At 71.3% G+C, this 24,093-nt stretch carries 16 protein-coding genes; 6 read left to right on the forward strand and 10 right to left on the reverse strand.

The features are described 5' to 3' along the window. Positions 1–23: 23 nt before the first annotated feature. The 7 genes from LPU61_RS29445 to LPU61_RS29475 all read right to left on the reverse strand — a co-directional run bounded on the left by LPU61_RS29445 (position 24) and on the right by LPU61_RS29475 (position 11,020). Positions 24–1,250 (reverse strand): glycosyltransferase family 4 protein, encoded by a 1,227-nt coding sequence (locus LPU61_RS29445; RefSeq protein WP_229406773.1) that lies wholly within the window; start codon positions 1,248–1,250, stop codon positions 24–26. A 305-nt stretch (positions 1,251–1,555) separates the two neighbouring features. After that, entirely contained in the window at positions 1,556–4,774 is a 3,219-nt protein-coding gene (locus LPU61_RS29450) for a ThuA domain-containing protein (protein ID WP_229406774.1), read from the reverse strand. A 382-nt stretch (positions 4,775–5,156) separates the two neighbouring features. Then, positions 5,157–6,269 (reverse strand): sugar phosphate isomerase/epimerase, encoded by a 1,113-nt coding sequence (locus tag LPU61_RS29455; protein ID WP_229406775.1) that lies wholly within the window; start codon positions 6,267–6,269, stop codon positions 5,157–5,159. Positions 6,270–6,693: 424 nt separating this feature from the next. After that, complete coding sequence (locus tag LPU61_RS29460; protein WP_229406776.1) at positions 6,694–7,275, reverse strand: TlpA disulfide reductase family protein; 582 nt, start codon at positions 7,273–7,275, stop codon at positions 6,694–6,696. Beyond that, complete coding sequence (locus tag LPU61_RS29465; protein ID WP_229406777.1) at positions 7,272–7,724, reverse strand: hypothetical protein; 453 nt, start codon at positions 7,722–7,724, stop codon at positions 7,272–7,274. Before LPU61_RS29465 ends, LPU61_RS29460 begins: the two co-directional genes overlap by 4 nt. A 77-nt stretch (positions 7,725–7,801) precedes the next feature. Next, on the reverse strand, positions 7,802–9,847 hold the full coding sequence (locus LPU61_RS29470) for a M6 family metalloprotease domain-containing protein (protein ID WP_229406778.1): 2,046 nt from the start codon (positions 9,845–9,847) through the stop codon (positions 7,802–7,804). 255 nt (positions 9,848–10,102) lie between these two features. Next, the gene (locus tag LPU61_RS29475; protein WP_043967762.1) at positions 10,103–11,020 is read right to left on the reverse strand and encodes a dihydrodipicolinate synthase family protein; all 918 of its coding nucleotides are present in this window, start codon (positions 11,018–11,020) and stop codon (positions 10,103–10,105) included. Positions 11,021–11,241: 221 nt separating this feature from the next. Here LPU61_RS29475 and LPU61_RS29480 point away from each other — a divergent pair, with 221 nt between their 5' ends. Next, positions 11,242–12,474, forward strand: coding sequence for a CdaR family transcriptional regulator (locus tag LPU61_RS29480; protein ID WP_141722336.1), 1,233 nt, complete (start codon positions 11,242–11,244; stop codon positions 12,472–12,474). A 382-nt stretch (positions 12,475–12,856) separates the two neighbouring features. Continuing rightward, on the forward strand, positions 12,857–15,292 hold the full coding sequence (locus LPU61_RS29485) for a M14 family metallopeptidase (RefSeq protein WP_082106580.1): 2,436 nt from the start codon (positions 12,857–12,859) through the stop codon (positions 15,290–15,292). A 170-nt stretch (positions 15,293–15,462) separates the two neighbouring features. Here the strand turns inward: LPU61_RS29485 and LPU61_RS29490 are convergent, their stop codons facing one another. Then, positions 15,463–15,891: a helix-turn-helix domain-containing protein gene (locus tag LPU61_RS29490; RefSeq protein WP_229406779.1), complete on the reverse strand. Its 429-nt coding sequence runs from the start codon at positions 15,889–15,891 to the stop codon at positions 15,463–15,465. 12 nt (positions 15,892–15,903) lie between these two features. Between LPU61_RS29490 and LPU61_RS29495 the strand changes: the two genes are divergently transcribed. Continuing rightward, positions 15,904–16,884, forward strand: coding sequence for a zinc-dependent alcohol dehydrogenase family protein (locus LPU61_RS29495; protein ID WP_229406780.1), 981 nt, complete (start codon positions 15,904–15,906; stop codon positions 16,882–16,884). Positions 16,885–17,007: 123 nt separating this feature from the next. Here LPU61_RS29495 and LPU61_RS29500 read toward each other — a convergent pair whose 3' ends face one another. Then, complete coding sequence (locus LPU61_RS29500; RefSeq protein ID WP_229406781.1) at positions 17,008–17,307, reverse strand: hypothetical protein; 300 nt, start codon at positions 17,305–17,307, stop codon at positions 17,008–17,010. Between the two features lie 84 nt (positions 17,308–17,391). Between LPU61_RS29500 and LPU61_RS29505 the strand changes: the two genes are divergently transcribed. After that, positions 17,392–20,232 (forward strand): PQQ-dependent sugar dehydrogenase, encoded by a 2,841-nt coding sequence (locus LPU61_RS29505; protein ID WP_374199727.1) that lies wholly within the window; start codon positions 17,392–17,394, stop codon positions 20,230–20,232. Positions 20,233–20,297: 65 nt separating this feature from the next. Further along, the gene (locus LPU61_RS29510) at positions 20,298–22,418 is read left to right on the forward strand and encodes a ThuA domain-containing protein (protein WP_229406782.1); all 2,121 of its coding nucleotides are present in this window, start codon (positions 20,298–20,300) and stop codon (positions 22,416–22,418) included. Between the two features lie 166 nt (positions 22,419–22,584). On the opposite strand, the gene LPU61_RS29515 is transcribed toward LPU61_RS29510, so the two are convergent. Beyond that, positions 22,585–23,310 carry an SDR family oxidoreductase gene (locus LPU61_RS29515; protein WP_043967751.1) on the reverse strand — a complete coding sequence of 242 codons (726 nt, stop codon included), beginning with the start codon at positions 23,308–23,310 and terminating at the stop codon, positions 22,585–22,587. 88 nt (positions 23,311–23,398) lie between these two features. On the opposite strand from LPU61_RS29515, the gene LPU61_RS29520 reads away from it, so the two are divergent. Beyond that, positions 23,399–24,093, forward strand: a 695-nt coding sequence (locus tag LPU61_RS29520) for a LysR family transcriptional regulator (protein ID WP_229406783.1), incomplete at its 3' end; no start/stop codon positions are given.

Raw genomic sequence — 24,093 nt, forward strand, 5'->3', positions numbered from 1 at the left:
CCGCCGACGGCCGGAAGGACGGCCTAATCTAACGGTCGCCGAGGTCGGGGGACATGGGCCGTTACGCCGACCGTGGGCGACCCAACGTCCGGTTCCCCCCGGCGGGGGGCGCGCAGAGCCAGCGAGAAGTAGAGTTCCTCCAGCTCACGGGCGGCGGCATCCCAGCTGTACTCGGCGAGCACCCGGTCCCGCAGCAGCGCGGCGCCGGCCCGTTCGGCAGGCAGGTCGGCGGTCACCGTGTGCAACGCGCGGCGCAGGTCGTCGACGTCGCCGTCGCGGAACAGCCGCTGCCCCGGGCCGTCGCGGTCGAGCATCTCGCGGTGGGGTTCGATGTCGCTGGCCACCACCGGCAGGCCGTACGAGGCGGCCTCCAGCACGGTCAGCGGCAGCCCCTCCAGGCGGGACGGCTGCACGAAGGCCGCCGCGTGCGAGTACAGCTCGGCCAGCACGTCGCCGTAGACGAAGTCGGTGAACACGATGCGCGGGTCGTCACCGGCGGCGGCGCGGAGCTGGGCGACGTACCCGTCGGTGAAGGCCGAACCGCCGACGATGGCCAGCCGCAGGTCGGTCGGCAGCTGACGGAACGCCCGCACGAGCAGGTCGGCGGCCTTCTCCGGGACGAGCCGGCCGACCAGCAGCAGATAGTTGCCGGGGCGCAGGCCGAACCGGGACAGTTCCCGGGGCGGCAGGTGGGTGGGGGCGACCACCCCGTTGGGAATGTAGCGGGCGGGCCGGCCGAACCGGCTGGCGTAGTGCGCGGCCAGGCCCCGCGAGACGGTCACCCGGGCGTCGGGCAGGTGCCCGCTGAGCCGGTACGCGGTGCCGAGCACGGTCCGCGCCGCCCGGCCCCACTTGTCGCGCTGGTTGTCCAGCCCGTGCACGGTGAGCACTACCCGGGCCCGGGAGGCGTACCGGGCCAGCGGCGCGGTCAGCACCGGGCCGAGGCCGTGGTAATGCACGATGTCGGGGCGCTCGGTCAGCGCCGCCACGGTGGAGGTGGCCGAGTGCACGATGGCGTCGAGGTGCTTGCTGGGCACGGTGCGGGCCCGCCGTAACCGGATGCCCCGGTGCCGGGTCTCCTCGACCGCGCCGTAGCTGTCCCGGCAGTAGACGGTCACCTCGTGGCCGAGGCCGGCCAGCCGGCTGGCCATCTCCTCGACGTGCCGTTCGATCCCCCCGTAGGTGGCCGGCACGCCCTTCTGGCCGATCATCGCCACCCGCAGGGGACGCCAGCCCGGCGGGCAGGTCACGCCCGGCCCCGGGCGGTCGGGGCGGGGCTGTCCCCCTCGGTCGGCGGCATCGTTACGGAACGGCACGGTCCCCCCTCGTTTTCGCTGCGTGCCGGGGCGGGGCGTGGCCCCCGGGCGCACGGGACGCTAGATCATCGACGATCGGCCGGCTACTGGCCGGTCAGTCAGACCTGGCCGGCCACCGTCGCCACCGGCCGGGTCGGGCACCTGCGGGTGCCGCCCGGCAGGGTGCCGGTGGCCGCCCCGGTACCGGTGCGACGCCGGGAGGACGGAGACTCCGTCCTCCCGGCGTCCGGGTGGTGACGTCAGGAGGTCGGGCCGCCGAACTCCACCCAGTTGAGGTTGAACAGGCTGGTCGTGGGTCCGCCGGAGACGGGCTTGAAGACCAGGTAGAGCGCGTGCGTGCCGGCCGCCTGGCTGACCGGGAAGGTCTGGCTGGCCCAGGCGCTGGTGCCGGTGGTCGCGTTGAGCGTCGCGCTGGTCACCAGCTCACCGGTCGGCGAGTCGAGCCGCAGCTCGACGATGCCGCGCGGGGTTCCGGCGGTGGCCGTGGAGCCACCGGCGTACCGGAAGGTGATCGTGTCGATCCCGCCCAGGTTGATCGGGTCGAGCGCGATGTGGTCGCCGTTGTCGATGCCGGCAACGTGCTGGCCGCCACCGGCGTCGGTGGTGTTCGCCAGGGTGACGCCCTGCTGCACCTGGGCGAACTCGGCCTGCTGCCGGAAGGTCTGCAGGACCACCTGGTCGAGGGAGGACAGCGCCGGCTGGCCGTTGGCGCCCTTGTCGGTGTAGGTGGCGCTGATCGCGCCGTACAGGTAGCCACCGGCGTGGTCGGCGCCGTCGGCCGGGGTCTCGAAGGAGCCGGAGCAGCCGTTGGCGTCGCTCATGCCGTGGCCGTGGGTGTCGTGGCCCAGCACGAACGAGACCGTGACCCGGCTGCAGTCGATCGGGCCGTCCTCGGGGTCGGTCACGGTGACCGTCCACGGCACGGTGTCACCCCAGTTGAAGAAGGTGCCCGACAGCGGCGAGGTGACCTTCACGGTGGGCGCGGTGTTGCCCACCGTGATCTCGCGGGTGAGCACCGCCGTCTTGCCGCTGGAGTCGGTGACCGTCAGCTTGGCGGTGAAGACCCCGTTGGTGGTGTAGGTGTGCGACGCGTCCCGCTGGGTCGAGTCGGTGGTGCCGTTGCCGTCGAAGTCCCAGGCGTAGGTGATGGTCTCACCCGGGTCCGCGTCGTAGGAGCCCTCGGCGGAGAACTGCACGGTCAGCGGCGCCTGACCGGAGGTCGGGCTGGCGTGCAGCTCGGCCACCGGCGCCCGGGTGCCCTTGGCGTAGCGGATCACCGACAGCGCGGCGTCCGGGTTGGCCCGGAAGAAGCCGTCGCCGTACTCCAGCAGGTAGAGGTTGCCGTCCGGGCCGAACTCCATGTCCATCGGGTTGTCGAAGACGAAGCCCGGCAGGAACTGCTCCACCCCGACCAGCTTGCCGCTGCCGTTGGTGCGCATCATGAAGATCTTGTCCCGGGTGAACTCCCCGAAGACCACTGCGTCCTGGTAGTACTCTGGGAACTTGGTCTCGGAGGCCAGCGCCGCGTCGTACTTGTAGACCGGGCCGCCCATCGGGCCGACGCCACCGGTGCCGAGCACCGGCCACTTGAACTCACACGTGCCGGGCGGGGTGGCCAGGTACGCCTCGGCGCAGGTGGTGGTGGCCCGGAAGGTGTAGTTGAGCTGCGGGTCCTGCACCGGCGGGAGGACCTGCCGGCCGGTGTTGCGCGGCGAGTCGTTCACCGGCGCGGCGCAGTTGAACGCGCCCTTGGACTGCTTGGTGACGAAGTCGTAGTCGATGTACGGCAGCGTCGGCGAGTAGCAGTACGGCCAGCCGAAGTTGCCGGCCTTGTTGGTGGCGATCCACCGGCCGGTGCCCTCCGGCCCCCGGGCCGGGTTCGGCACCTGCGAGTCCGGCGAGTAGTCGCCGATGTAGACGAAGCCACGGGAGTCGACGTCGAAACGGAACGGGTTGCGCAGACCCATCAGGAAGATCTCCGGGCGGGTCTTGTTGTCCCGGTCCTCGGACTCGGGGAAGAGGTTGCCGGCCGGGATGCTGTACGACCCGTCCGCCTTCACCTTGATCCGCAGCACCTTGCCCCGCAGGTCGTTGGTGTTGCCGGCGGACCGCTGGGCGTCGTAGCCCGGCCCCTGGGTCGGCGACTCGTTGATCGGGGTGAAGCCGTCCGAGCCACCGGCGTTGGTGTCGTCACCGGTGACCAGGTAGAGCAGCCCCTTGCCGTCGAACTTGACCTCACCGGCGACGTGGCAGCAGATGCCCCGGTCGGTGTCGACCTTCATGATCTTCTGCTCGCTGGCCAGGTCCAGGTGCGGGGTCGGCTCCTCCACGAACTTGAACCGGGAGAGCTGGTTGTGGCCCTTGTAGACGTCCCACGCGGTCGGGTCGGTGCTGGTCGCCGGCGCGTCCGTGGTGGGCGTGTCGAGCTTCGGCGCGTAGTAGGCGTACACCCACTTGTCGGTGGCGAAGTCCGGGCCGATGGTGACCGACTGGAGGCCGTCCTCGTCGTGCTGGTAGACGGGGATGGTGGTGATCACCGGGCTGGCGCCGGTCTTCGGGTCGTACAGCCGGATCTCACCGGCCCGGGTGTTGTGCAGCACCCGACCGTCGGGCAGCACCGACAGGGTCATCGGCTCGCCCGGCTCGTCGTTGAGGATGACCTTCTCGTAGTTGGCCTTGACCGTCGCCCCGCAGTCCCCCTCGACGATGCCGGCCGACCACTGGATCGCGCCGAGCAGGTGCTTGCGGAACGCGCCGTTGGCGTACGTGTCGGCGGAGTCGCCGAGCCCGGTGTAGAACGACCGGCCGCCCTGGAAGTCCTTGCACCAGGAGATCGGGTGGTCGTAGCCCATGGTGCCGCCGGTGAACGTCTTCTCGTCGACCGTGGCCAGCACGTGCGCGGTGCCCCGGACGTTGGTGGTGAAGTTGTACCACTGGTCGTTCAGGCTGATCTGCCGGGCGAGCGGCTTGCTCGCCGGGTGCGCCCGGTCGGCCACGTCGATGCTCGCCGGCCCGCTCGGCGCGGTGCCGGCGGCGGTGGTGCCGACGATGTCGCGGTAGAACGTCCACGACGGTTCCGCCTCGACCGCGGCGTGCACGCCGAGGTAGCCACCGCCGTTGCGGATGTAGCGCTCGAAGGCCGCCTCCTGGCTGCTGTCGAGCACGTCGCCGGTGGTGTTGAGGAAGACGACCGCGCCGTAGCTGGCCAGGTTGTCGTCGGAGAACGCGGTCGAGTTCTGGGTGACGTCGACGGTGAAGCCGTTGCCGTTGCCCAGGGTGCGGATCGCGTTGACGCCCTTGTCGATCGACGGGTGACGCTCACCGTCGGTCTTGGTGAACACCAGGACGCTGGTCTTGTCCTGGGCCGGCTGGGCCAACGCCGGGGCGGCCGCGGCGAGCGGGACGACGATCCCGACCCCTGCGATCGCGGCGAGCCATCGGTGTACCGATCTTGCCATCTGGTTCCTCCGGTGGGGGGACGATGTGCTGCCTGCTCCGGGCGGGTCGCCGGGGCCACCCGGGTGGTATGTGCTGCGTTTCGCTCTCCGGTGGGGACGGGACGACGCCGTCCCGATCCCGTGCGGTTCGCCGACCGGGAGCTGCGTGCGGCCTGGGCCCGTGCCGGGGGCGCGCGGCAGCGCGGCCCGGGGTCACGGGTCGGAAGAGGTGAGGGGCTACGGGGGGGCGGCGCGCCCGGTCGTCGTCCGGGGCCGCCGGGCGGCGCGGACGGTCGGGGCGGGCCCCGGGAGAGGTGGCGGTCACGTCGGGGGGACGCGACCGCCACCTGGGTGCCGGCGGTGGTGCGGCCGCCGGGCGGTGCCCAGACGGCCGGCGGGCGGGTCAGTCCTTGGTGTAGATGGTCAGGTCGGCCATGTTGGCGTAGCTCAGCCGGGCGAAGTCCAGCGACTGGCCCGGGTTGGCGGCACCGCCGGGGGCGGTGTCCATCTCCCAGTTGGCGTGGTGGAAGTCGGACTCGCCGATGGTCTGGAAGAACTGCTGGAAGTTGATGTCGCCCTCACCGAGCGGGATCATCTCGTAGCCGTTGGGCAGCGCGGTGTTGCGGTTGCCGTCCTTGGCGTGGAACAGCGGGAACCGCTTGGTGCGCCGGGCCACGTTCAGGATCGGGTCGAACAGCGAGGTCTTCTCCTGGCCAGCCGAGTTGATGTACTTGGTGTGCTTGTGCCGGGCCACGTACGCCCAGTAGATGTCGCACTCGAAGAAGACGTACTTCGGGTCGGTCTTGGCGAAGAAGTACTCCAGCCGGCGCACGCCGGAGGAGCGGGTGGGCTTGCCGTTGGCGTCCAGCGGGCCGCTGTCGAGCAGGAACGAGTAGGCCACGTCGTGGTTGTGGGTGTAGAGGCGCATCTTGCGCTCCTTGGCCTGCCGGCCGAGCTCGTTCCACAGGTCGGCCGCGGCGTCCCAGTCGGACTGGTAGGCGCTGTTGGTCGGGTCGCTGCCGGTGCCGATGTTCTTCATGCCGAGTTCCTCGGCGATGTCCAGCTGCTGCTGGAACGTGTCCGCCCGGATCGACGTGTGGGTGCCGTTGGCGACCAGCCCGTTGTCGTCCAGGATCTTGCGGATCTCCGTCGGGGTGATCTGCCGGCCCAGGATCGAGGTGTGCTGGTTGTAGCCGGCGAACTCGATCTCCTTGTAGCCCATCTCGGCCAGGCTGGCGAGCACCCGCTCGAAGCCGTAGGGCACGCCGCTGTCGTCCGGGGCGGCGGAGATCCGGTCCCGGACGCTGTAGAGGATGATGCCCCGGTTCTGCGCCGGGATGAGCGGGTCGACCCGCCACTTGCCATCCGCGCGGGCGGGACCGTTGGTCTGGAGCACGGGCAGGCCGGCCGCGCCGAGCACGGCGGCGGCGCCGGCCGACGCGGCCAGCAGCCGACGGCGGGTGACCTGGGCGCGGTACTGGGGGTCGGCGGCCATGCGGCGCTGATCCTCGTTCACATTGTCCACCTTTCGAATGCGGCCCTGCGGACCGTGGAGACGTGCGAAGTCCTGCTAGGAGGGTCGAAGGACCTGCGCCGCCGAATACGCATGGCCCGGTAGATGGCTGGTCGATCAAGGGGTGATGTCAACCGTGTTACGTCCGTGAACCGGACACTAACCGTGGCCGGCGGCTAAAGATAGACCTCGAACGGAGAAACTTTTGTTCGTGTGAACAAAAGTTGCCGATGGTCGGCGGGGAGCGGCCGGACGGTCGCCCGCACCGGCCTCCCCCGTCGATCCACCGACCCCCACCAGCGCGAACACCGGCCGTGACGGGGGTCCGAGGACACGGGCACGCCGCAGGGCGCGGCGTCGACCTCCCGTCGGTTCGACGCCGCGCCCGCACGGGCCGGCGGGGGCCGGCCGTCATCACCCGGGGCGGCTACCCGGAGCCGGCCAGCACCAGTTCCCCGAGCCGCTGCTCCAGCGCCGCCGCGTCCAGCCCGCCGGGCCACCCGCGCAGCAACGCGCCGCCCTTGGCGACCAGCACGACGGCCGGCGGCTCCCGCACCGCGTACGACCGCCAGATCGTCTGCTGCTCGTCCACGACGACGGGATACTCCACCCGGTGCGCACGCAGGTAGTCCTGCAACTCGTCGGCCTGGTCGGCGCCCGCCACCCCGACGAAGACCACCCGGTCCCGGTGGCGGCGGGCGAGGTCGCTCAGCGCGTCCTGCCGGTCGACGCAGGTGGTGCACCAGGAGCTGAAGAAGGTGAACACCACCGGCCGGTCGGCCCACAGCCGGGCGGCGGTGAGCGGGGTGCCGTCGGTCAGCCCACCGGTGAACGCGGGGGCGGCCGGCGCGGTGCCGGGCGCCGGGCGCAGCGCCAGGTCGGCGGGGACCGGGCCGGGCAACGTCGACGCGCCGCCGGCGAGCGCCGGTGCGGGCTCGGCGGCCGGCCGGGCGGTGCAGCCGGCCAGCACCAGCACCGCCAGCAGCGGCGCGAGCAGCCGCCGCCTCACGCCGGCACCACCGCCACCAGCGCCGGCCCCTCGCTGGTGTCCGGGGTCAGGTCGAGCGCCGGCCGGCCGGCCACCTCCAGCCGGTACCCGGTCCGCTGCGGCACCTGCACCGGCACCGCGAACTCGCAGTAGGTCGGCACCCGCTCCACCTCGAGGTCCTCGGCGAAGGCGGCCACCGCCGTGCCCGCCGGCAGCTTCCCGGTGACCAGGGCCGCCCCGTCGGGGTCGAGCACCCGGAACGGCGCCCGGTGGTGGAAGTAGAGGTACGGTCCGGTGCCGGCGCAGTCCACGCCCTCGGCCCGGATGTTGATGTCGCGGACCAGCACCCGGACGGTGGTCGGGGTGACCGCCTCCGGTTCGGCGTCGGGGCCGCCGCAGCCGGCGGCGCCGGCCAGCAGCAGGACCGCCAGCGCGCCGACGCCGCGGCGGGCGCTCGTGGTCAGCCGCACGTGGTCTCCTCCCCACCCGTGCCGTGGGTCCGTGGCGGCCTGCGCCACCACGGACCCACGGCGTCGGTCGATTCCGGTCAGGACTTCTCCACCCGGCACTGCTTGGTCACCGTCTTCGACGGGTCGCTCTCCGAGGTCGCGGTGAGCTTGACGAAGCCGGTGTCCGCCGCGGCGGCGGTGGCCCCCACCGAAACCCGGACGGTGGTGGACTTGCCGAACTGGGCGGTGGCCAACGGGTTGGGCAGCCAGGTCCGCCAGCCCTTGCCGGCCACCTCCGCCGAGAGCCGGTAGACGTCCGACTTCAGGTACGCGGTCGCGTTCTCCGGGTGCTGCTGCCCACCGGCGGAGTAGACGCCGCTGTTGGTCAGCTCGAACGAGCAGGTCACGCCGCGGCTGGTGGGCTTGCCGGTGCTGGTCACCTCGCCCTTGCCCAGGGTCACGCCGTGGCTGCTCGGCCCCCCGGTGCCGTCCAGCGACCGCACCGCCACCGTGTACGACAGCGAGCCGGCCGCGTCCCGCTTGAGGTCGATGATGTAGAAGTGCAGCCGGTTGGCCTCGTCGACGTACTCGTACTGGCTGCCGGTGTCCGCCCCGGCGTGGAACAGCGCGTCGGAGAGCTGCCGGTAGTCACCCATGGTGATCTTCTGCGGGGTGCCGTCCGGCCGGTAGAAATCGATCATGTCGATGTCCTGCGGGTTGGCGTCCACCACCCACTGGAACGGCGCGCTGTCGGCGTTCTTGGTCTTGCTCAGCAGCACGCCCCGGTCCGGGGTGAACGAGTCCGCGCCCATCCGGTCGACGACCTCGACCGTGTAGTTGTTGAAGTTCCCGCCGTCGCACAGCGGGTTCGTGGCGACCGTGCAGGCCGGCGAGAGGTCCTTGTTCAGGGCGATGTTCACCCCGGTCAGCCCCTTCGGGCCGGCGTCGACCGCACGGGCGGTCACCTGGGCGACAACCAGGCCCGAGGAGGCCAGCGCCTCCCGGGACAGCCGCAGCACGTGCTCCTCACCGAGCAGGCCGATCTTGAGCTTGTCCCGCACCGTGTGCAGCGACCCCATCGAACCGCCGTTGGTCGGCGGGATCTGCCAGCGGGTGTGCGGGCCGCCGGGTCCGTTGAACGAACCGCGCGACATCATGCTCCAGATGCCGGTGTACGCCCTGCGTAGCGGCTCGCCGTACGGGTTGTTGTAGTTGTCGCCGATGCCGAGCAGGTGGGTCAGCTCGTGGGCGTACACCCCCATGCCGGAGCTCTCCCCCTGGGTGGAGGAGCCGGAACCGGCGTTGGGCCACAACGTCGCCGCCGCCTTCCAGGAGGTCCACTCCACGTAGCGGGTCTTGGCCCAGTTCGGCAGGTTCGGGTCCGGCGGGCCCCAGGAATCCGGCACGTCCTCCTTGTTCTGGAAGATCATCTGCCCGAACTCCTGCCAGGTGGACGACTCGTCTTGCCCGGCGCTGAGGATGAAGACCAGCTCGTACTGGTCGGCGACCGCGTCACCGACCGCGGCCCGCCAGGCGCCCAGCCCGTCGGTACGGATGTTCTTGTTGCAGGTGTCCCCGCTCGGGCAGGCGCCGGGGTTGAAGCTGTTGTCCAGCCCGTACTGGTAGGACTTCGCCGGCATCTGGTACGGCCCGAACCCGGCCAGGTCCACGCCGTAGCGCCCGTTGGAGTCCTGCATCCAGTACTCGTGCAGGGTGTGCCCCTTGTTCAGGGTGTTCGGGGTGTTGAGGAAGTCCTGGTAGAACTTCGGCACGTCGGCGCGGGGGATGTTGGCCGCGACCGACTGGGGGTTGCCGAAGACCGTGGAGCGGGCCCGCTGGGAAACCGCGAACGTCTGGTCGGGATAGTCGAGCGCGACCAGGGCGATCTTGAAGTTGCGGATCGAGCCCCGCACGCTCGGATCGGCCCAGTTCTTGCCGGGAACCGCCTGGTAGTCGTCCCAGGTCATGGTGTCGGGGTTCTGCCACGCCTGCGGGTCGAGGACCTGGAACGGCGCGGTGCCGCCGGCCGGATTGGCCGGGGCCGCGGCGGCCTGCGTCGAGGCGGTCGCCACGAGCGTGCCGGCCAGGACCGCGGCCAGCACGCGACGCCGCAGTCGGGGGATGTTGCGGGGAGCACGGTGCACGGGTTCACCTCTCGTCGGGAGGGACGCGGCCGCCGGTGACCGGTGTCCCGAGGGGTGACTGCCGGGACAGCCGTGCACCGGGCCGCGCAGCGAATCTAGGAGGCCGGGCCGGGGCCGGTCACCGTGCAGATGTCGGCAGGTGAACCGGCGGCTTCCGACACCTGAAGGACCGGCAGCCGGTCGTGACCGGCCGGGCCCCGGCCCGGACCGACCGGCCCGGCCCGCCCCGGCACCGCCCGGAGCAGCCCGGACGGCTCAGCGGGGACGGCCGTCGGCAACCGGGTCGACGGTGACCGACAGGGCCCGGACCAGGTCCCGGCGCAGCCGGTCGGCGACCGGCGGCGGCAGCGGGCCGCGCGGCGGGCGGCACCGTCCACCGAACCGCCCGGCACAGTCCATCGCAAGCTTGATCGCCTGCACCGCCTCCGGCCGGGAGCCCCAGCCGAACGCCGGGTGCAGCTCGGCGTAGAGCGGCAACGCGCGGGCCAGGTCACCGGCGGCACAGAGGTCGTAGAGGCGCAGGGCCTGCCGGGGCAGCGCGTTGGACAGGCCGGCGACCCAGCCCCGGGCCCCGCACAACACGAGTTCCAGCAGCACGTCGTCCGCGCCGGCCAGCACGTCCACGTGCGGGCAGAGGTCCCTGATCCGGTGCACCCGTCGGACGTCACCGGAGAACTCCTCGACCGCGACGATCCCGTCGGTCTCCGCGACCCGGGCGAGCAGCTCCGGGGTGAGGTCCACCCGGGTGTCGTACGGGTCGTTGTGGGCCACCACCGGCAGGCCGACGGCGGTCACCTCCCGGTAGTGGGCGACCACGTCGGCGTCGCCGGCGGGGTAGCCGTCCGGGGGTGGGGCGAGCACCCCGTGCGCCCCGGCGGCGGCGGCCTGCTCCGCCCAGCGGCGGGACTGCCGGCTGCCGTACCCGCCGACGCCGGGCAGCACCGCGCAGCCGGGCGGCGCGGCCTGCACCGTCGCCCGCACCACGTCGGCCCGCTCGTCGTCGGACAGCGCCCGGTACTCCCCCACCGACGCGCACGGGGTCACCCCGTGACACCCCGCCTCGGCCAGCCAGCGCACGTGCTCCTGGAGCCGGTCGAAGTCGACGCCGAGGTCGTCGCGGAACGGTGTGGTGATGGCGACCAGCACCCCCCGCCAGGGCCTACCAGCTGTCACTCGGGCGTTCCCTCCTGCGCGCCGGTGGCCCGCTGCCCACCGCACCGGAACCCTACGATCGGCGATCACGGCGGCGCTTCGGACAATTGCCGGAACAGTCGCCATGGGGGCCGTCCTTTTGTCGGTAGATCCCCGGTGGACCTTGCGCCCGGGGCCACCGGCCGCAGATGGTAGGGCACCGGCTGTCGCACCCCTGCCGCGCAGCCAACCAGGGGAGATCCATGCACGGTGAGCTTCAACGCATAGTCGATGCCGTCGCCGCCCGGGTGGGGCGTCCCGCCCTCATCGAGGACCGGCGGCAGCGGGTGGTCGTCTACAGCGAACACGACGGGCCGATGGACGAGGTGCGCCGGATGTCGATCCTGCGCCGGCAGACCACCCCCGAGGTGATCGCCTGGTTCCGCCGGATGGGCGTGCTCACCGCCCGTGAGCCGGTGCGCACCCCGGCCGACGTCGACCTCGACCTGCTCCCCCGGGTCTGCGTGCCGATCTGGCACGACGACCTGCTGCTCGGGTTCGTCTGGTTCATCGACGACGACGGATCGATGACCGACGCCGACATCGCCACCGCGACCAGCGCCTTCACCGACCTGTCGCTGGCCCTCTACCGGGAGAACCTGCTCGGCGAGCTGGCCTCGCAGCGGGAGTCGGAGGCCACCCGGACGCTGCTGGTGGAGAGCCCGCAGGCCCGCGCGCACGCCGTCCGGGCGCTGCTGGAGGAGGGCACGGTCGCCGGTGACGGCCCCACCACCGCCGTGGTGGTCCAGCTCGTCCCCGCCGCCGGGCGGCACCCCGACGAGGTGGCCCGGATCGCGCTGGAGCAGGCGCTGGTGGCGACCCGGCGGTGGCTCGGCGTGCGGGAGTCGCTGCACATGGTCTGGCCCGACCACGGGGTGCTGCTGATCTGTGGCGGCCGGATCGCCGGCCAGCCCACCCTGGAGGCCGCCGCCGAGCATCTCGACGAGGCGCTGGGCCAGGCGACCCGGGGGCTGTCCTCGGTGGAACGGACGGTGACCGGGATCGGCCAGTCCCGCCCGGGGCTGGCCGACGCGGTGCAGTCCTACCGGGAGGCGGTGCAGGCGGCCCGGGTCGGGGTGCAGCTGCCGGCGCTCGGCCGGGTCGTCTCCTGGGCCGGCCTGGGCATCTACCGGGTGCTGTCCCAGCTCGACGGCCGGCACCTCGACATCGCCGGGGTGCACCCCGGGTTGGAGCGGCTACTGCACGACGACGCCCACCAGGTGCTGCTGGAGACCCTGGAGGCGTACCTTGACCTGGCCGGCAACGCCCACGCGACCGCCGAGAAGCTGCGGCTGCACCGGACCACCCTCTACTACCGGCTGCAACGGGTCGAGCAGCTCGCCGACACCGACCTCAAGGACGGCAACGAACGGTTGTGCCTGCACCTGGCGATGAAGCTCGGTCGGCTCGCCGGCCACTACCGGTCGGCGTCCTGACCGTCGCCGCCGGACCGGCCGTCCGGAGAGGACACCCGCGCCGCCGCGCTGTGACAGTCCGTGTCCGGCCGGACAGATCATTGACAGATCCGAGCGGGCACGGCCAGGATGGGCGCACCGATCGGCAACGCCCCCACGACCTACCGTAACCAGGCACGCCCCCCGCCCGTCACGCAGACCGGATCGGCGCCGGTCCGTCGCCTCCGCGCGTCCGGAGGACACCCCCCGTGTCCCCCGTCGTCGGCGGAGTGGACGTCGTGTTCGGTCGCCCACCGTCGCCCGACTGTCGGCGTCCGACCTCCCCGTTTCGCACACCCGCCCGACGGCGGGCGCTGCCGCGCGCCGTCGGCCGGTCTCGCACCCCCAGGAAAGGTGGCCCGAGATGTCCCGTTCCGCGTTCCCCCGCCGCTGGCGGCGGCTACCCGCCGCCACGGCTGCCGGCGTGGCGTTGCTGCTGCTCGCCGGCCCGGCGACCGCCGGCACCGCCGCCCCGCCCGACCGGGAGGCCGACGCCCCGGTCGCGCTCGAACGTTCCGCCGACGAGCAGGCCGACGTGGTGGAGGTGACGGTCGACGGCACCGCCCAACTCGACGCGCTGGTCGCCACCGGCGTCGACCTCGACCACCACGTCACTCCCACCGAGGCGGGCATCGTGGTGCACGCCGTGGTCACCCCGACCGAGGTCGCCGGGCTGAAGCGGATGGGCTACCGGGTCGGCGCCGTGCTGCACGACGCCGACGACTCCGCGCAGCGGATCAGCGAGCGGGACGCCACGATCGCCGCCCATCAGGCCGAGAACCGGGCGTACACGGCGACCCTGGAGCGCAGCGCCGCCACCTCCGACGTGAAGATCATCCGGGCCGACTACTACACCTCCGGCACCAACCAGGTGCTCTCGGTCGAGGCGAAGTGGGCCCAGGGGCAGACCTCCACCAGCACGCTGACCGTGGCCCGGGACAGCGGCCCCGGCACCGAGATCGGCTCCGGTGGCACCCAGAACATCTCCCGGTTCGTCGATGCCGGGGTCTACCTCTACCACCGGGGCGCCGCCGCCGTCACCGCCCGGCCGGAGCGCATCCAGATCACCAGCCCCTCCGGCGACGTGGCGGTCGCCGAGGTCAAGGAGTGGCTGCCGATCCCGGCCGACAGCCCGGAGGGACCCGGCTACCAGAAGGACTTCGTCACCAGCTACCTCACCCCGACCGAGCTGTACGACCGGATCAAGCGGCTGGCCGACGCCTACCCGCAGCTCGCCGAGGTGGTGAAGCTGCCCTACCAGACCAACGGGTACCGGCGTAAGGCGCAGGTCGTGCTCGGTGGGACCACCGCCACCCGGGTCGCGGTGGACTCGCTCGCCTGGGGGCACGAGGGCGGCAACGACATCACCGTCGAGCTGGCCGCCCCGGGCGCGGCCGACCAGCCGCTGTCGGTCACGGTGACCGGCAAGGCCATCCGGGTCAGCCTGGCCACCGACGCCGCCGGGGCGGTGACCAGCACCGCCGCCCAGGTCGCCGCAGCGCTGACGGCCGAGGCGGGTGCGCTGGTCACGGCGTACACCTATCGGGGGGACGCCGGCGCCGGGGTGGTCGCGCCGGTCGCGCCGACGCCGCTGTCGGACAACCTGAAGGCGCCGGCCGGGGTCTCCCGCGACCCGCACCCGGTGTACGCCATCCGGATCGGCAAGTACCGCGACGGCTCCCGCACCGGGGTGCTCGCGTACGCGCAGGAACACGCGCGGGAGTGGGTGCCGCCGCTGGTGACCATCGAGACCGCCGAGCGACTGCTGCGCAACCACGCCACCGACGAGAACACCAAGCAGCTGCTGCGCACCCTGGACATCTGGATCGTCCCGTCGATCAACCCGGACGGCGGGCACTACTCGTTCTACGACTACGCCTCCCAGCGCCGCAACATGACCAACCACTGTGCGCCGGGCGGTGCCACCGACGCGCTGGCCCGTAACTCGTGGGGCGTGGACAACAACCGCAACTACACCGAGTACAGCCTCTTCGACGGCTACTCGGGGGCGTCGGCGAGCTGCACCAGCGACACCTACGCCGGGCCGAGCGAGCTGTCCGAGCCGGAGAACCGCAACGTCGACTGGCTGGCCCAGCGGCCGAACATGAAGTTCTCGATGAACCTGCACTCCTCCGGCAACTACTTCATGTGGTCGCCGGGCGCGTACGCCACCCCGGGCCGGATCTCCGCGCCCCGGCCGACGCTGGCCGAGGAGTCGTTCTTCTGGGGCGCGTCGTCGCGCATCCTCACCGCGATCAAGCGGCACCGCAACATGGCGGTCACCCCGGCCCGGACCGGCCCGATCTCCGACGTGCTGTACTCGGCGGCCGGCAACTCCGGCGACATGCTCTGGTACAAGTACGGCATCTACGCCTGGAACTTCGAGGTCGGCACCAGCTTCCAGCCCACCTGGGAGGAGGCGCACCAGGAGACCATGGAGTTCAGCAACGGCCTGGTCGAGCTGCTGCGGGTGGCCCGGGACTACGACAAGGACAAGAAGCGCCCGACCAGCACCCTGTCGGTCACGCCGAGCGCCACCGAGGGCGCGGTCAGCGTCCGGTTCGACGTCAGCGAGCCGGCGGCGGTGTTCTACACCCTCGACGGCAGCCGGCCGACGTTCGAGTCCACCCTGTACGCCTCGGCGGGCATCCGGGAAGGGGCCGAGACGCTGACCGTCCCGACCGGCACCAAGATCCACTGGTTCTCGGTGGACGCGGCCGGCAACATCGAACGTAACTACCGACCGGACGAGGACAGCAAGACCTTCAACCGGGGCTGGGCGACGCTGCCCACCGGCTGAGGTCCCCAGCGCGCCAGCGGGGGTCCGCGCCGCCGGACCCCCGCTGGTCGACCCCGCTCAGGCCGTGGCACGCCAGCGGTAGAACCCCGTCACCACCGCGTCCACCGGACCGCCCCAGGTGTCCGGGTCGAACGGCGGGATCTTCGACGTCTTCGGTAGGGCTGGTTGGTTCAGCGCTCGTTCTGTTCCTGAAAGTCGACGATGGCTTCGCCGTTCTCCCGGGCCCAGTCGGTCAGCACTTTGATCGGCTCGACCAGGGTCTGTCCGAGTGAGGTGAGGCTGTACTCGACGCGCGGGGGCGCCTCGGCGTAGGCGTGGCGTTCGACCAGGCCGTACGCCTGTAGGCGGCGCAGGGTCTGGGTGAGGACCTTGTGGGAGATGCCGCCGATGAGGTCGGCCAGTTCGCCGGGCCGCCGGGGTTGCCGGCTGAGCGCGAACAGCACGATCACCGCCCACTTCTCGGCGATGATCTCGACGGCCAGGCGGGTGGGGCAGTCGGCGAGGAAGACCTGGCCGGGAGCGCTGTCCACAAGGCCAAAAGTTACCAGCAGGTTCCTATCGGCTCCGTAGCGTTTCCCGGTGAAGCCCTTCAGGAGCACCAGGAGCCAACCATGCCACGAGTAGTCGTGTTCGACGAGACAGGCGGTCCGGACGTTCTGCGCGTCGTCGATGAGCCGGTCGTCGAGCCTGCTGCCGGTGAGGTACGCGTCCGGACCGAGGCCTTCGCCGTCAACCCGCTCGACCAGATGGTCCGGGGCGGGCAGTCCCCGCGGCCCGTGCAGTTGCCGCACGCCCGGCTGGGCGTCGAGGGGACCGGTGTGATCGACGCGCTCGGGTCCGGGGTGACCGGGCTGGCCGTCGGCGACCCGGTCATCCTGGGGGCGATACCCGACTTCGAGACCAGGGGCTCCTACGCCGAGTACACCACGCTGTCGGCCGACCGGGTGGTGCGACGGCCCGCCGGGCTGGAGCCCGTCGGTGCGGCGGCGCTCTGGGTGTCGTACTTCACCGCCTACGGTGCGCTGGTGGAGAGGGCCGGGATGCGGCCCGGGGACCAGATCCTGATCACTGCGGCGTCGGGCGGCGTCGGGCGGGCCGCGATCCAGATCGCCAACCAGATCGGCGCCGTACCGATCGCGGTCACCCGGCACAGCGCCAAGGTGGAGAGCCTGTTGGCCGCCGGAGCCGCCGTAGTGATCGCCACCGACCGGGAGGACGTCGCGGAGGCCACCCGGCGGCACACCGGCGGGGTGGGCGCCGACATCATCCTGGACGCCGTCATGGGCCCGGGCCTGGCGGAACTGTCACTGGCCGCGAAGCTCGGCGGCACCCTGGCCACGGTGGGCTGGCTGGACCCACGGCCGGCGTCGTTCCCGGCGAATCCGTCGCTGACCGTCTACCGCTACATGAGTTCCGCGGACATGGTCGATCCGGTGACGGCCCGGCGCGTCGCCGCGTTCCTGACCGCCGGTGTCCGCACCGGCGTGCTGCAGCCGGCGGTGGACCGGGTGTTCTCGTTGGACGACATCATCGAGGCTCACCGGTACCTGGAGAAGGGAACGGCGACGGGCAAGATCGTGGTGACGCCGTAGTCGTCGGCAAGGCAACGGGTCGGCGAGGCCCAGCCCTGGAGGGCGACGGTGCCCGCCGAGGTGGTTCGGCGGCTGGTGGAAGGGCAGGGAAAGCCGGGCGCGTACCAGGTTCAGTGAACGCTGTCAGGCCCCCGTGACCGGCCAGCCTCCGGCCGCGCTGGCGCCGCTGCGGCAGCGCATCACCGCTGCCCGCGAGTCCGCCACCGCGACGATCAGCCACCTCGACGGCACGGCGTCGAACAGGTCTTCGGGCTGCTCGTACACCGCGCCGGCACCGCCGGGCAGACCCGGGGACTTTTCGTGGTTCAAGCGAAAGTTCGCCGCGGTTGGGCAGAAGGTATGGACAGCGAGATCGAAGCAGCTTAATGTCTTCGGCATCACGAAAGTGTTTCGGCGAGGTGAACCGGCGGCGCGGTGATCCATCGACCCCCTCCCCCGCTACGGCTTCCGGCGCGACGGCGCGCGCCCCGCCCTGGCATTCGAACGTCAGGAAGGGACGGACGGACAGTGTCCAACCACGACGGCGCGCTCGGCCGGCGAACAACGTCGGTCAGCTCCGCACTACTACTGGTGGCCGCCGCCGGGCTGGTCGCCCTCGGCAGCCCGGCCCCCGCCCAGGCCCACACCATCACCCCCACCGACTTCCAGCAGGTCACCCTGGCCAAGGGGGTAGCCGAGGTCGGCGAGCCCATGACCATCGCGGTGCTGCCCGACCGGTCGGTGTTGCACACCGCGCGCAACGGCACGCTGCGTCGTACCGACGCGGCCGGCACCACCACCGTGGTCGGCACGATCCCCGTCTACACCCACGACGAGGAGGGCCTGCAGGGCGTCGGGGTGGACCCGAACTTCACCACCAACCGGCACGTCTACCTGTACCACGCCCCGCCGCTGTCCACCCCCGCCGGGGACGCCCCGGCCACCGGCACGGACTTCTCCGCCTGGCAGGGTGTGAACCGGCTGTCCCGGTTCACCCTCAACGCCGACTGGACGCTGAACACGTCCAGCCAGGTCACCGTCCTGGACGTGCCAGCCGACCGGGGCATCTGCTGCCACGTCGGCGGGGACATCGACTTCGACGCGGCCGGGAACCTGTACCTGTCGACCGGCGACGACAGCAACCCGTTCGACTCCGCCGGATACGCGCCGATCGACGAGCGGACCAACCGCAACCCCGCGTACGACGCGCAGCGCAGCGCGGCCAACAGCAACGACCTGCGCGGCAAGATCCTGCGGATCAAGGTGAACGCGGACGGGAGCTACTCCATCCCGGCCGGGAACATGTTCGCCCCGGGCACCGCGCGGACCCGTCCGGAGATCTACGCGATGGGGTTCCGTAACCCGTTCCGGATGAGCGTGGACAAGGCCACCGGCGTCGTCTACGTCGGCGACTACGGCCCGGACGCCGGCACCACCAGCACGCGCGGCCCCAGTGGGCAGGTCGAGTTCAACAGGGTGACCGGGCCGGGCAACTACGGCTGGCCGTACTGCACCGGTGCCAACACCGCCACCGAGACGTACGCGGAGTGGGACTTCGCCGCCGGCACCGCGGGCGCCAAGTACGACTGCACCGGCGGGCCGACCAACAACTCGTTCCGCAACACCGGCCTGCCCACCCTGCCCGGGGCGCAACCGGCCTGGATCCGGTACGCCGGTGACGCCGGCAGCCCGCCGGAGTTCGGTGGCGGCTCCGAGTCGCCGATGGCCGGCCCGGTCTACCGCTACAGCGCGTCGAACCCGTCCACCACGAAGTTCCCGCAGTCCTTCGACGGCCAGTTCTTCGCCGCCGAGCTGGGCCGGGGCTGGATCAAGCCCATCCACGTGAACGCCGACGGCTCCCGGGGCGCCATCGACGCGTCGTTCCCCTGGAACGGCAAGCAGGTCATGGACTCCGCGTTCGGCCCGGACGGCGCGCTGTACGTCCTCGACTACGGCACCGGCTACTTCAACGGTGACGCCAACTCGGCGCTGTACCGGTACGACTACGTCGCCGGTGGCAACCGCGCGCCGACCGCCGTCGCCGCCGCCGACAGGACCTCCGGGGCGGCCCCGCTGACGGTGAACTTCTCGTCGACCGGGTCGTCGGACCCGGAGGGCGGGGCGCTGACCTACTCGTGGGCGTTCGGTGACGGCACCACCTCCACGGCGGCCAACCCCAGCAAGACGTTCACCGCCAACGGCACCTACAACGTCACCCTGACCGTCCGGGACCCGCAGGGCGCGACCGGCACCGCCAGCGTGCAGATCGGCGTCGGCAACACCGCCCCGACCGTCACCATCACCGGCCCGGCGAACGGCTCGCTCTTCTCCTACGGCGACGCGGTGCCCTTCAGCATCACCGTCACCGACCCCGAGGACGGCACCATCGACTGCGCCAAGGTCAGGATGACCTACGTGCTCGGCCACGACCAGCACGGCCACCAGATCACCTCGAAGAACGGCTGCTCCGGCTCGATCACCATCCCCGTCGACGGCGAGCACGACGACGCGGCGAACATCTTCGCGATCTTCGACGCCGAGTACACCGACGCCGGTGGGCTGACCACCCACAAGCAGCACACCCTCCAGCCGCGCAAGCGCCAGGCCGAGCACCTGAAGACCTCGTCGGGGGTGACCCTCTACGACAAGGCCCCGGCCGAGGGCGGCCGGACCGTCGGCAGCATCGACAACGGCGACTGGATCGCGTTCGAGCCGTACCGACTCGACAAGGTCACCTCGTTCAGCGCCCGGGTCTCCTCCAACGGCGTCGGCGGCACCCTCCAGGTGCGGATGGGTTCGCCCACCGGCACCGTGCTGGGCCAGGCGACCGTCCCGGTCACCGGCGGCTGGGAGACCTTCACCACCGTCACCGGCACCGTCTCCGGCGCGCCGGCCAGCACCGGCACGCTCTACCTCACCTTCGCCGGGGGCACCGGGGCGCTGTTCGACCTCGACACGTTCACGTTCGTCACCGGCGGCACCACCCCGGGCACCGGGCCGGTCGTCGGGCTCGGCGGCAAGTGCCTGGACGTACGCAACGCGGCCACCACCGACGGCACCCAGATCCAGATCTACACCTGCAACGGCACCGCCGCGCAGACCTGGACGGTCACCCCGAACAGCACCGTCAAGGCACTCGGCAAATGCCTGGACGTCTCCGGAGGGGCTTCCGCCGACGGCACGAAGATCCAACTCTGGACCTGCAACGGCAGCGGCGCACAGAACTGGTCCGCCCAGGCCGACGGAACCCTACGCAACCCACAGTCCGGCAAGTGCCTGGACGTGTCGGACAACAACGCCACCGACGGCCAGCCCGTCCACCTGTGGACCTGTCTCTCCGCGGCCAACCAGAAGTGGACCCTGCCGTAACCCGCCTGCCGGGGGCGTCCGCGGGGCGCCCCGGCACCACCCTCCACCCCGTTCGGGAGAGTGACATGCGCAGACTCCTTCGACCCGTCCTCGGCGCGGTGACCGCCGTTGCCGCAGTTCTCGCCGCTACGACGTCGGCGACTCCGGCCAGTGCGGCCGACGCCCCGTACGACGTGCTGGTGTTCTCCAAGACCGCCGGGTTCCGGCACGACTCGATCGCCGTCGGCACCCAGGCGATCCGGGAGCTCGGTGCGGCGAACGGTTTCACCGTGACCGCGACCGAGGACGCGTCCCGGTTCACCACCGCGAACCTGGCCCAGTACGAGGCGGTGGTCTTCCTCAACACCACCGGAGACGTCCTGGACGCCGCACAGCAGTCCGCCTTCGAGTCGTACGTCAACGGCGGCGGCGGGTACGTCGGCGTCCACGCCGCCGCCGACACCGAGTACGGCTGGTCGTACTACGGCAGCCTGGTGGGTGGCTACTTCGCCTCGCACCCGGCCATCCAGCAGGCGAACGTCCGCATCGAGAACCGGGCGCACCCGGCCACCGGTCAGCTGCCACAGACCTTGACCCGCACCGACGAGTGGTACAACTACCAGACCAACCCGCGCGCGGACGCCCGGGTCCTCGCCACCCTGGACGAGTCGTCGTACTCGGGCGGTTCGATGGGCGGTGACCATCCGATCTCCTGGTGCAAGACCGTCAGCTCCGGCCGGTCGTTCTACACCGGGTTGGGGCACACCCAGGGGTCGTACGCGGAGGCGGCGTTCCGCAGCCACCTGCTCGGCGGCATCCGGTACGCGGCGGGTCGGGCGAAGGCCGACTGCCGCCCGGAGACCGGCTACAGCAACCTCTACAACGGGTCCACCACCGGCTGGTCGCAGGCCGGTCCGGGCAGCTTCAGCAACTCCGACGCCACCCTCACCTCCGTCGGCGGCATGGGCCTGTACTGGTACAGCGCCAAGCAGTTCACCAACTACTCCCTGAAGCTGGACTGGCGGATGTCGGGCGACGACAACTCGGGCGTCTTCATCGGCTTCCCGCCGTCGACCGACCCCTGGTCGGCGGTGGACAACGGGTACGAGATCCAGATCGACGCCACCGACGCGGCCGACCGCACCACCGGCGCGGTCTACACCTTCCAGTCCGCCGACCTGGCCGCCCGGGACGCCGCCCTGAACCCGCCGGGAGAGTGGAACACCTACGAGCTGCTGGTCGAGGGGGAACGCCTCCAGGTCTTCCTCAACGGGCGGAAGATCAACGACTTCACCAACACCGACCCGGCCCGCTCGCTCGCCGGCCACGTCGGGCTCCAGAACCACGGTACGGGCGACGACGTGTCGTTCCGCAACGTCCGGATCAAGGAGCTGGGCGGCACCCCGCCGCCGGGCGGCAACACCACCGTGCAGGCCGAGGCGTTCAGCTCGGCCAACGGGGTCAGCGCGTTCACCAAGGCCGGGGCCAACGGCGGACAGACCCTCGGCTACGTCGACCCGGGCGACTGGGCCGCGTACCCGGGTCTCGACCTGACCGGGGTCACCTCGTTGCGGGCCCGGGTGGTCTCCGGTGGTCCGGGCGGCACCATCGGCATCCGGACCGGCTCGGCCACCGGCCCGCTGCTCGGCCAGGTGGCGGTGCCCAACACCGGAAGCTGGACCACGTACGCCGACGTCAGCACCACCCTGGCCGGGGTGCCCGCCGGTACGCAGACCGTGTACCTGACCTTCACCGGCTCCGGGACCGGCCTGTTCGACGTGGACGACTTCACCCTGGTCCGGGGCGGCGGCACCCCCGGCACCCCGGGCACCGGGCCGGTCGTCGGGCTCGGCGGCAAGTGCCTGGACGTACGCAACGCGGCCACCACCGACGGCACCCAGATCCAGATCTACACCTGCAACGGCACCGCCGCACAAACCTGGACGGTCACCCCGAACAGCACCGTCAAGGCACTCGGCAAATGCCTCGACGTCTCCGGAGGGGCTTCCGCCGACGGCACGAAGATCCAACTCTGGACCTGCAACGGCAGCGGCGCACAGAACTGGTCCGCCCAGGCCGACGGAACCCTACGCAACCCACAGTCCGGCAAGTGCCTCGACGTGTCGGACAACAACGCCACCGACGGCCAGCCCGTCCACCTGTGGACCTGCCTCTCCGCCGCCAACCAGAAGTGGACCCTGCCGTGACCCGGTAGGCGGGCAGCCCGTGCCCCCGCTGTCGGACCGGCAGCGGGGGCATGTCGGGTCTCCCGCGTCGACGCTCTGCGCGCGCTCACTTTGCTCCGCCCGCACTCCGTCCGCCGCAGGCTCCGACATGTCCTGTGCAGCAGGAGGAGCCCGAAGGCGGAGCGGGTCACAGCAAGGTGATGCCGCCGTCCACGGTGAGCTCGAATCCGATGGTGTAGGTCGCGTCGAAGGCGAGGAAGACGGCTGCGCGGGCGACCTCGTCTGGGTGGCCCATGCGCAGCATCGGGTTCTGCGCGGCGAAACCGGCGACCATCTCGTCCGCGACCTCGGTGGGCAGGTTCCGGTGCAGGATTCCGGTGTCGATCGTTCCCGGGCTCACCGCGTTCACTCGCACGCCGCGTGGCAGCAGCTCGCGGCCCAGCGTGCGGGCCATCGAGCGCAGAGCGGCCTTACTGGCCGAATAGGCGCTCATGTTCGGCATGCCGATCTCGTTCGCGACCGAGGTGGTTAGCACCACGCCGGAGTCTTCCGCGAGTAGCCCAACTAGCCGCTGCAGGGTGAAGAACGGCCCCTTGACGTTGGCGGCGAAGACAGCATCGAAGTCTTCTTCGGTCGTCGCCTCGAACGGTGTCGAATCGCCAGGGACGCCCGCGTTCAAGAACACCGCGTCCAGCGTGCCGAAGGTGTCCTTCACCTGCTCGGCGAGGGCGTCGATGTCGGCCCGGGAGGTGGCGTCGCTGCGGACAGCGATGACACCATCGATCTGTGCGTTGGCGGACCGTCCGGTCACCATCACGCTTGCGCCCCCGGCTGTCAGCAGGCGCGCGATCGACAGGCCGATTCCGCTGGTTCCGCCGGTGACGAGGGCACGCTTTCCGTCGAAGTTCCCCATGTCGTTAATTGAAGTCCGGGGCCGGTCCGGCCGTCCAATACCATTCCGGTAACCCGTTATGCACTGCGAACATGGGTATTCTTCGAGAATGCTCGTTCCCGGCTCCGATCTTGATCTTCGCCTCGTCGGCTACTTCTTGGTTGTCGCAGAGCAGGCGAACTTCGGCCGAGCGGCCGCAGCGCTGCACGTCGCGCAGCCATCGCTGAGCCGTCAGATCCAGCGCCTCGAGGAGCACCTCGGTACGCGCCTGTTCGACCGGACGCCGCAGGGCAGCCGGCTCACCGCAGCCGGTCGCGCCTTCCTGCCGCAGGCTCAGACCCTGATGCAAGCCGCTCAGGCTGCCACCGTTGCGGCGCGTGAGGCCACCACCCCGTACGAAATCATGATCGGTTACGCCAGTGATCTGGTCATCACGTCGGCGGTGCGCCGGCTCCGTCACCGACACCCGACGGCCCGGATCCGCACCCGGCACATCGGCCTTCTTGACGGCCGCGCCCTGACCGACCGTCGGGTGGACGCCCTGGTCACTCGCGCCCCGCTGGCTTTCCCCACCGACCGACTGCGCCTGCGTGACCTGTGGGCCGAGCCCCGGGTACTGGTCGTGCACCACGGCCATCGGCTGGCCGGCAAGGAATCCGTCACGGTGGATGATCTCGCCAATGAAGCCTTCCCACGCTGTCCGTCTGCGGTCACAACGTGGAACGACTTCGACCGACTCGAACCCCGCCCCGGCAAGGCACCGGTCATCGACGCGCCCCTCGACTACGAGTCCTTCCAGGACAA

Source organism: Micromonospora sp. NBRC 110038 (genome assembly GCF_020884815.1).
GTDB classification, from domain to species: domain Bacteria; phylum Actinomycetota; class Actinomycetes; order Mycobacteriales; family Micromonosporaceae; genus Micromonospora; species Micromonospora haikouensis.

Excerpts from the sequence above, each read along its gene's own strand:
- LPU61_RS29450 (WP_229406774.1), bottom strand. The coding sequence starts at position 4,774 with ATGGCAAGATCGGTACACCGATGGCTCGCCGCGATCGCAGGGGTCGGG.
- LPU61_RS29485 (WP_082106580.1), top strand. The coding sequence starts at position 12,857 with ATGTCCCGTTCCGCGTTCCCCCGCCGCTGGCGGCGGCTACCCGCCGCC.
- LPU61_RS29510 (WP_229406782.1), top strand. The coding sequence starts at position 20,298 with ATGCGCAGACTCCTTCGACCCGTCCTCGGCGCGGTGACCGCCGTTGCC.
- LPU61_RS29495 (WP_229406780.1), top strand. The coding sequence starts at position 15,904 with ATGCCACGAGTAGTCGTGTTCGACGAGACAGGCGGTCCGGACGTTCTG.
- LPU61_RS29500 (WP_229406781.1), bottom strand. The coding sequence starts at position 17,307 with ATGGATCACCGCGCCGCCGGTTCACCTCGCCGAAACACTTTCGTGATG.
- LPU61_RS29480 (WP_141722336.1), top strand. The coding sequence starts at position 11,242 with ATGCACGGTGAGCTTCAACGCATAGTCGATGCCGTCGCCGCCCGGGTG.
- LPU61_RS29515 (WP_043967751.1), bottom strand. The coding sequence starts at position 23,310 with ATGGGGAACTTCGACGGAAAGCGTGCCCTCGTCACCGGCGGAACCAGC.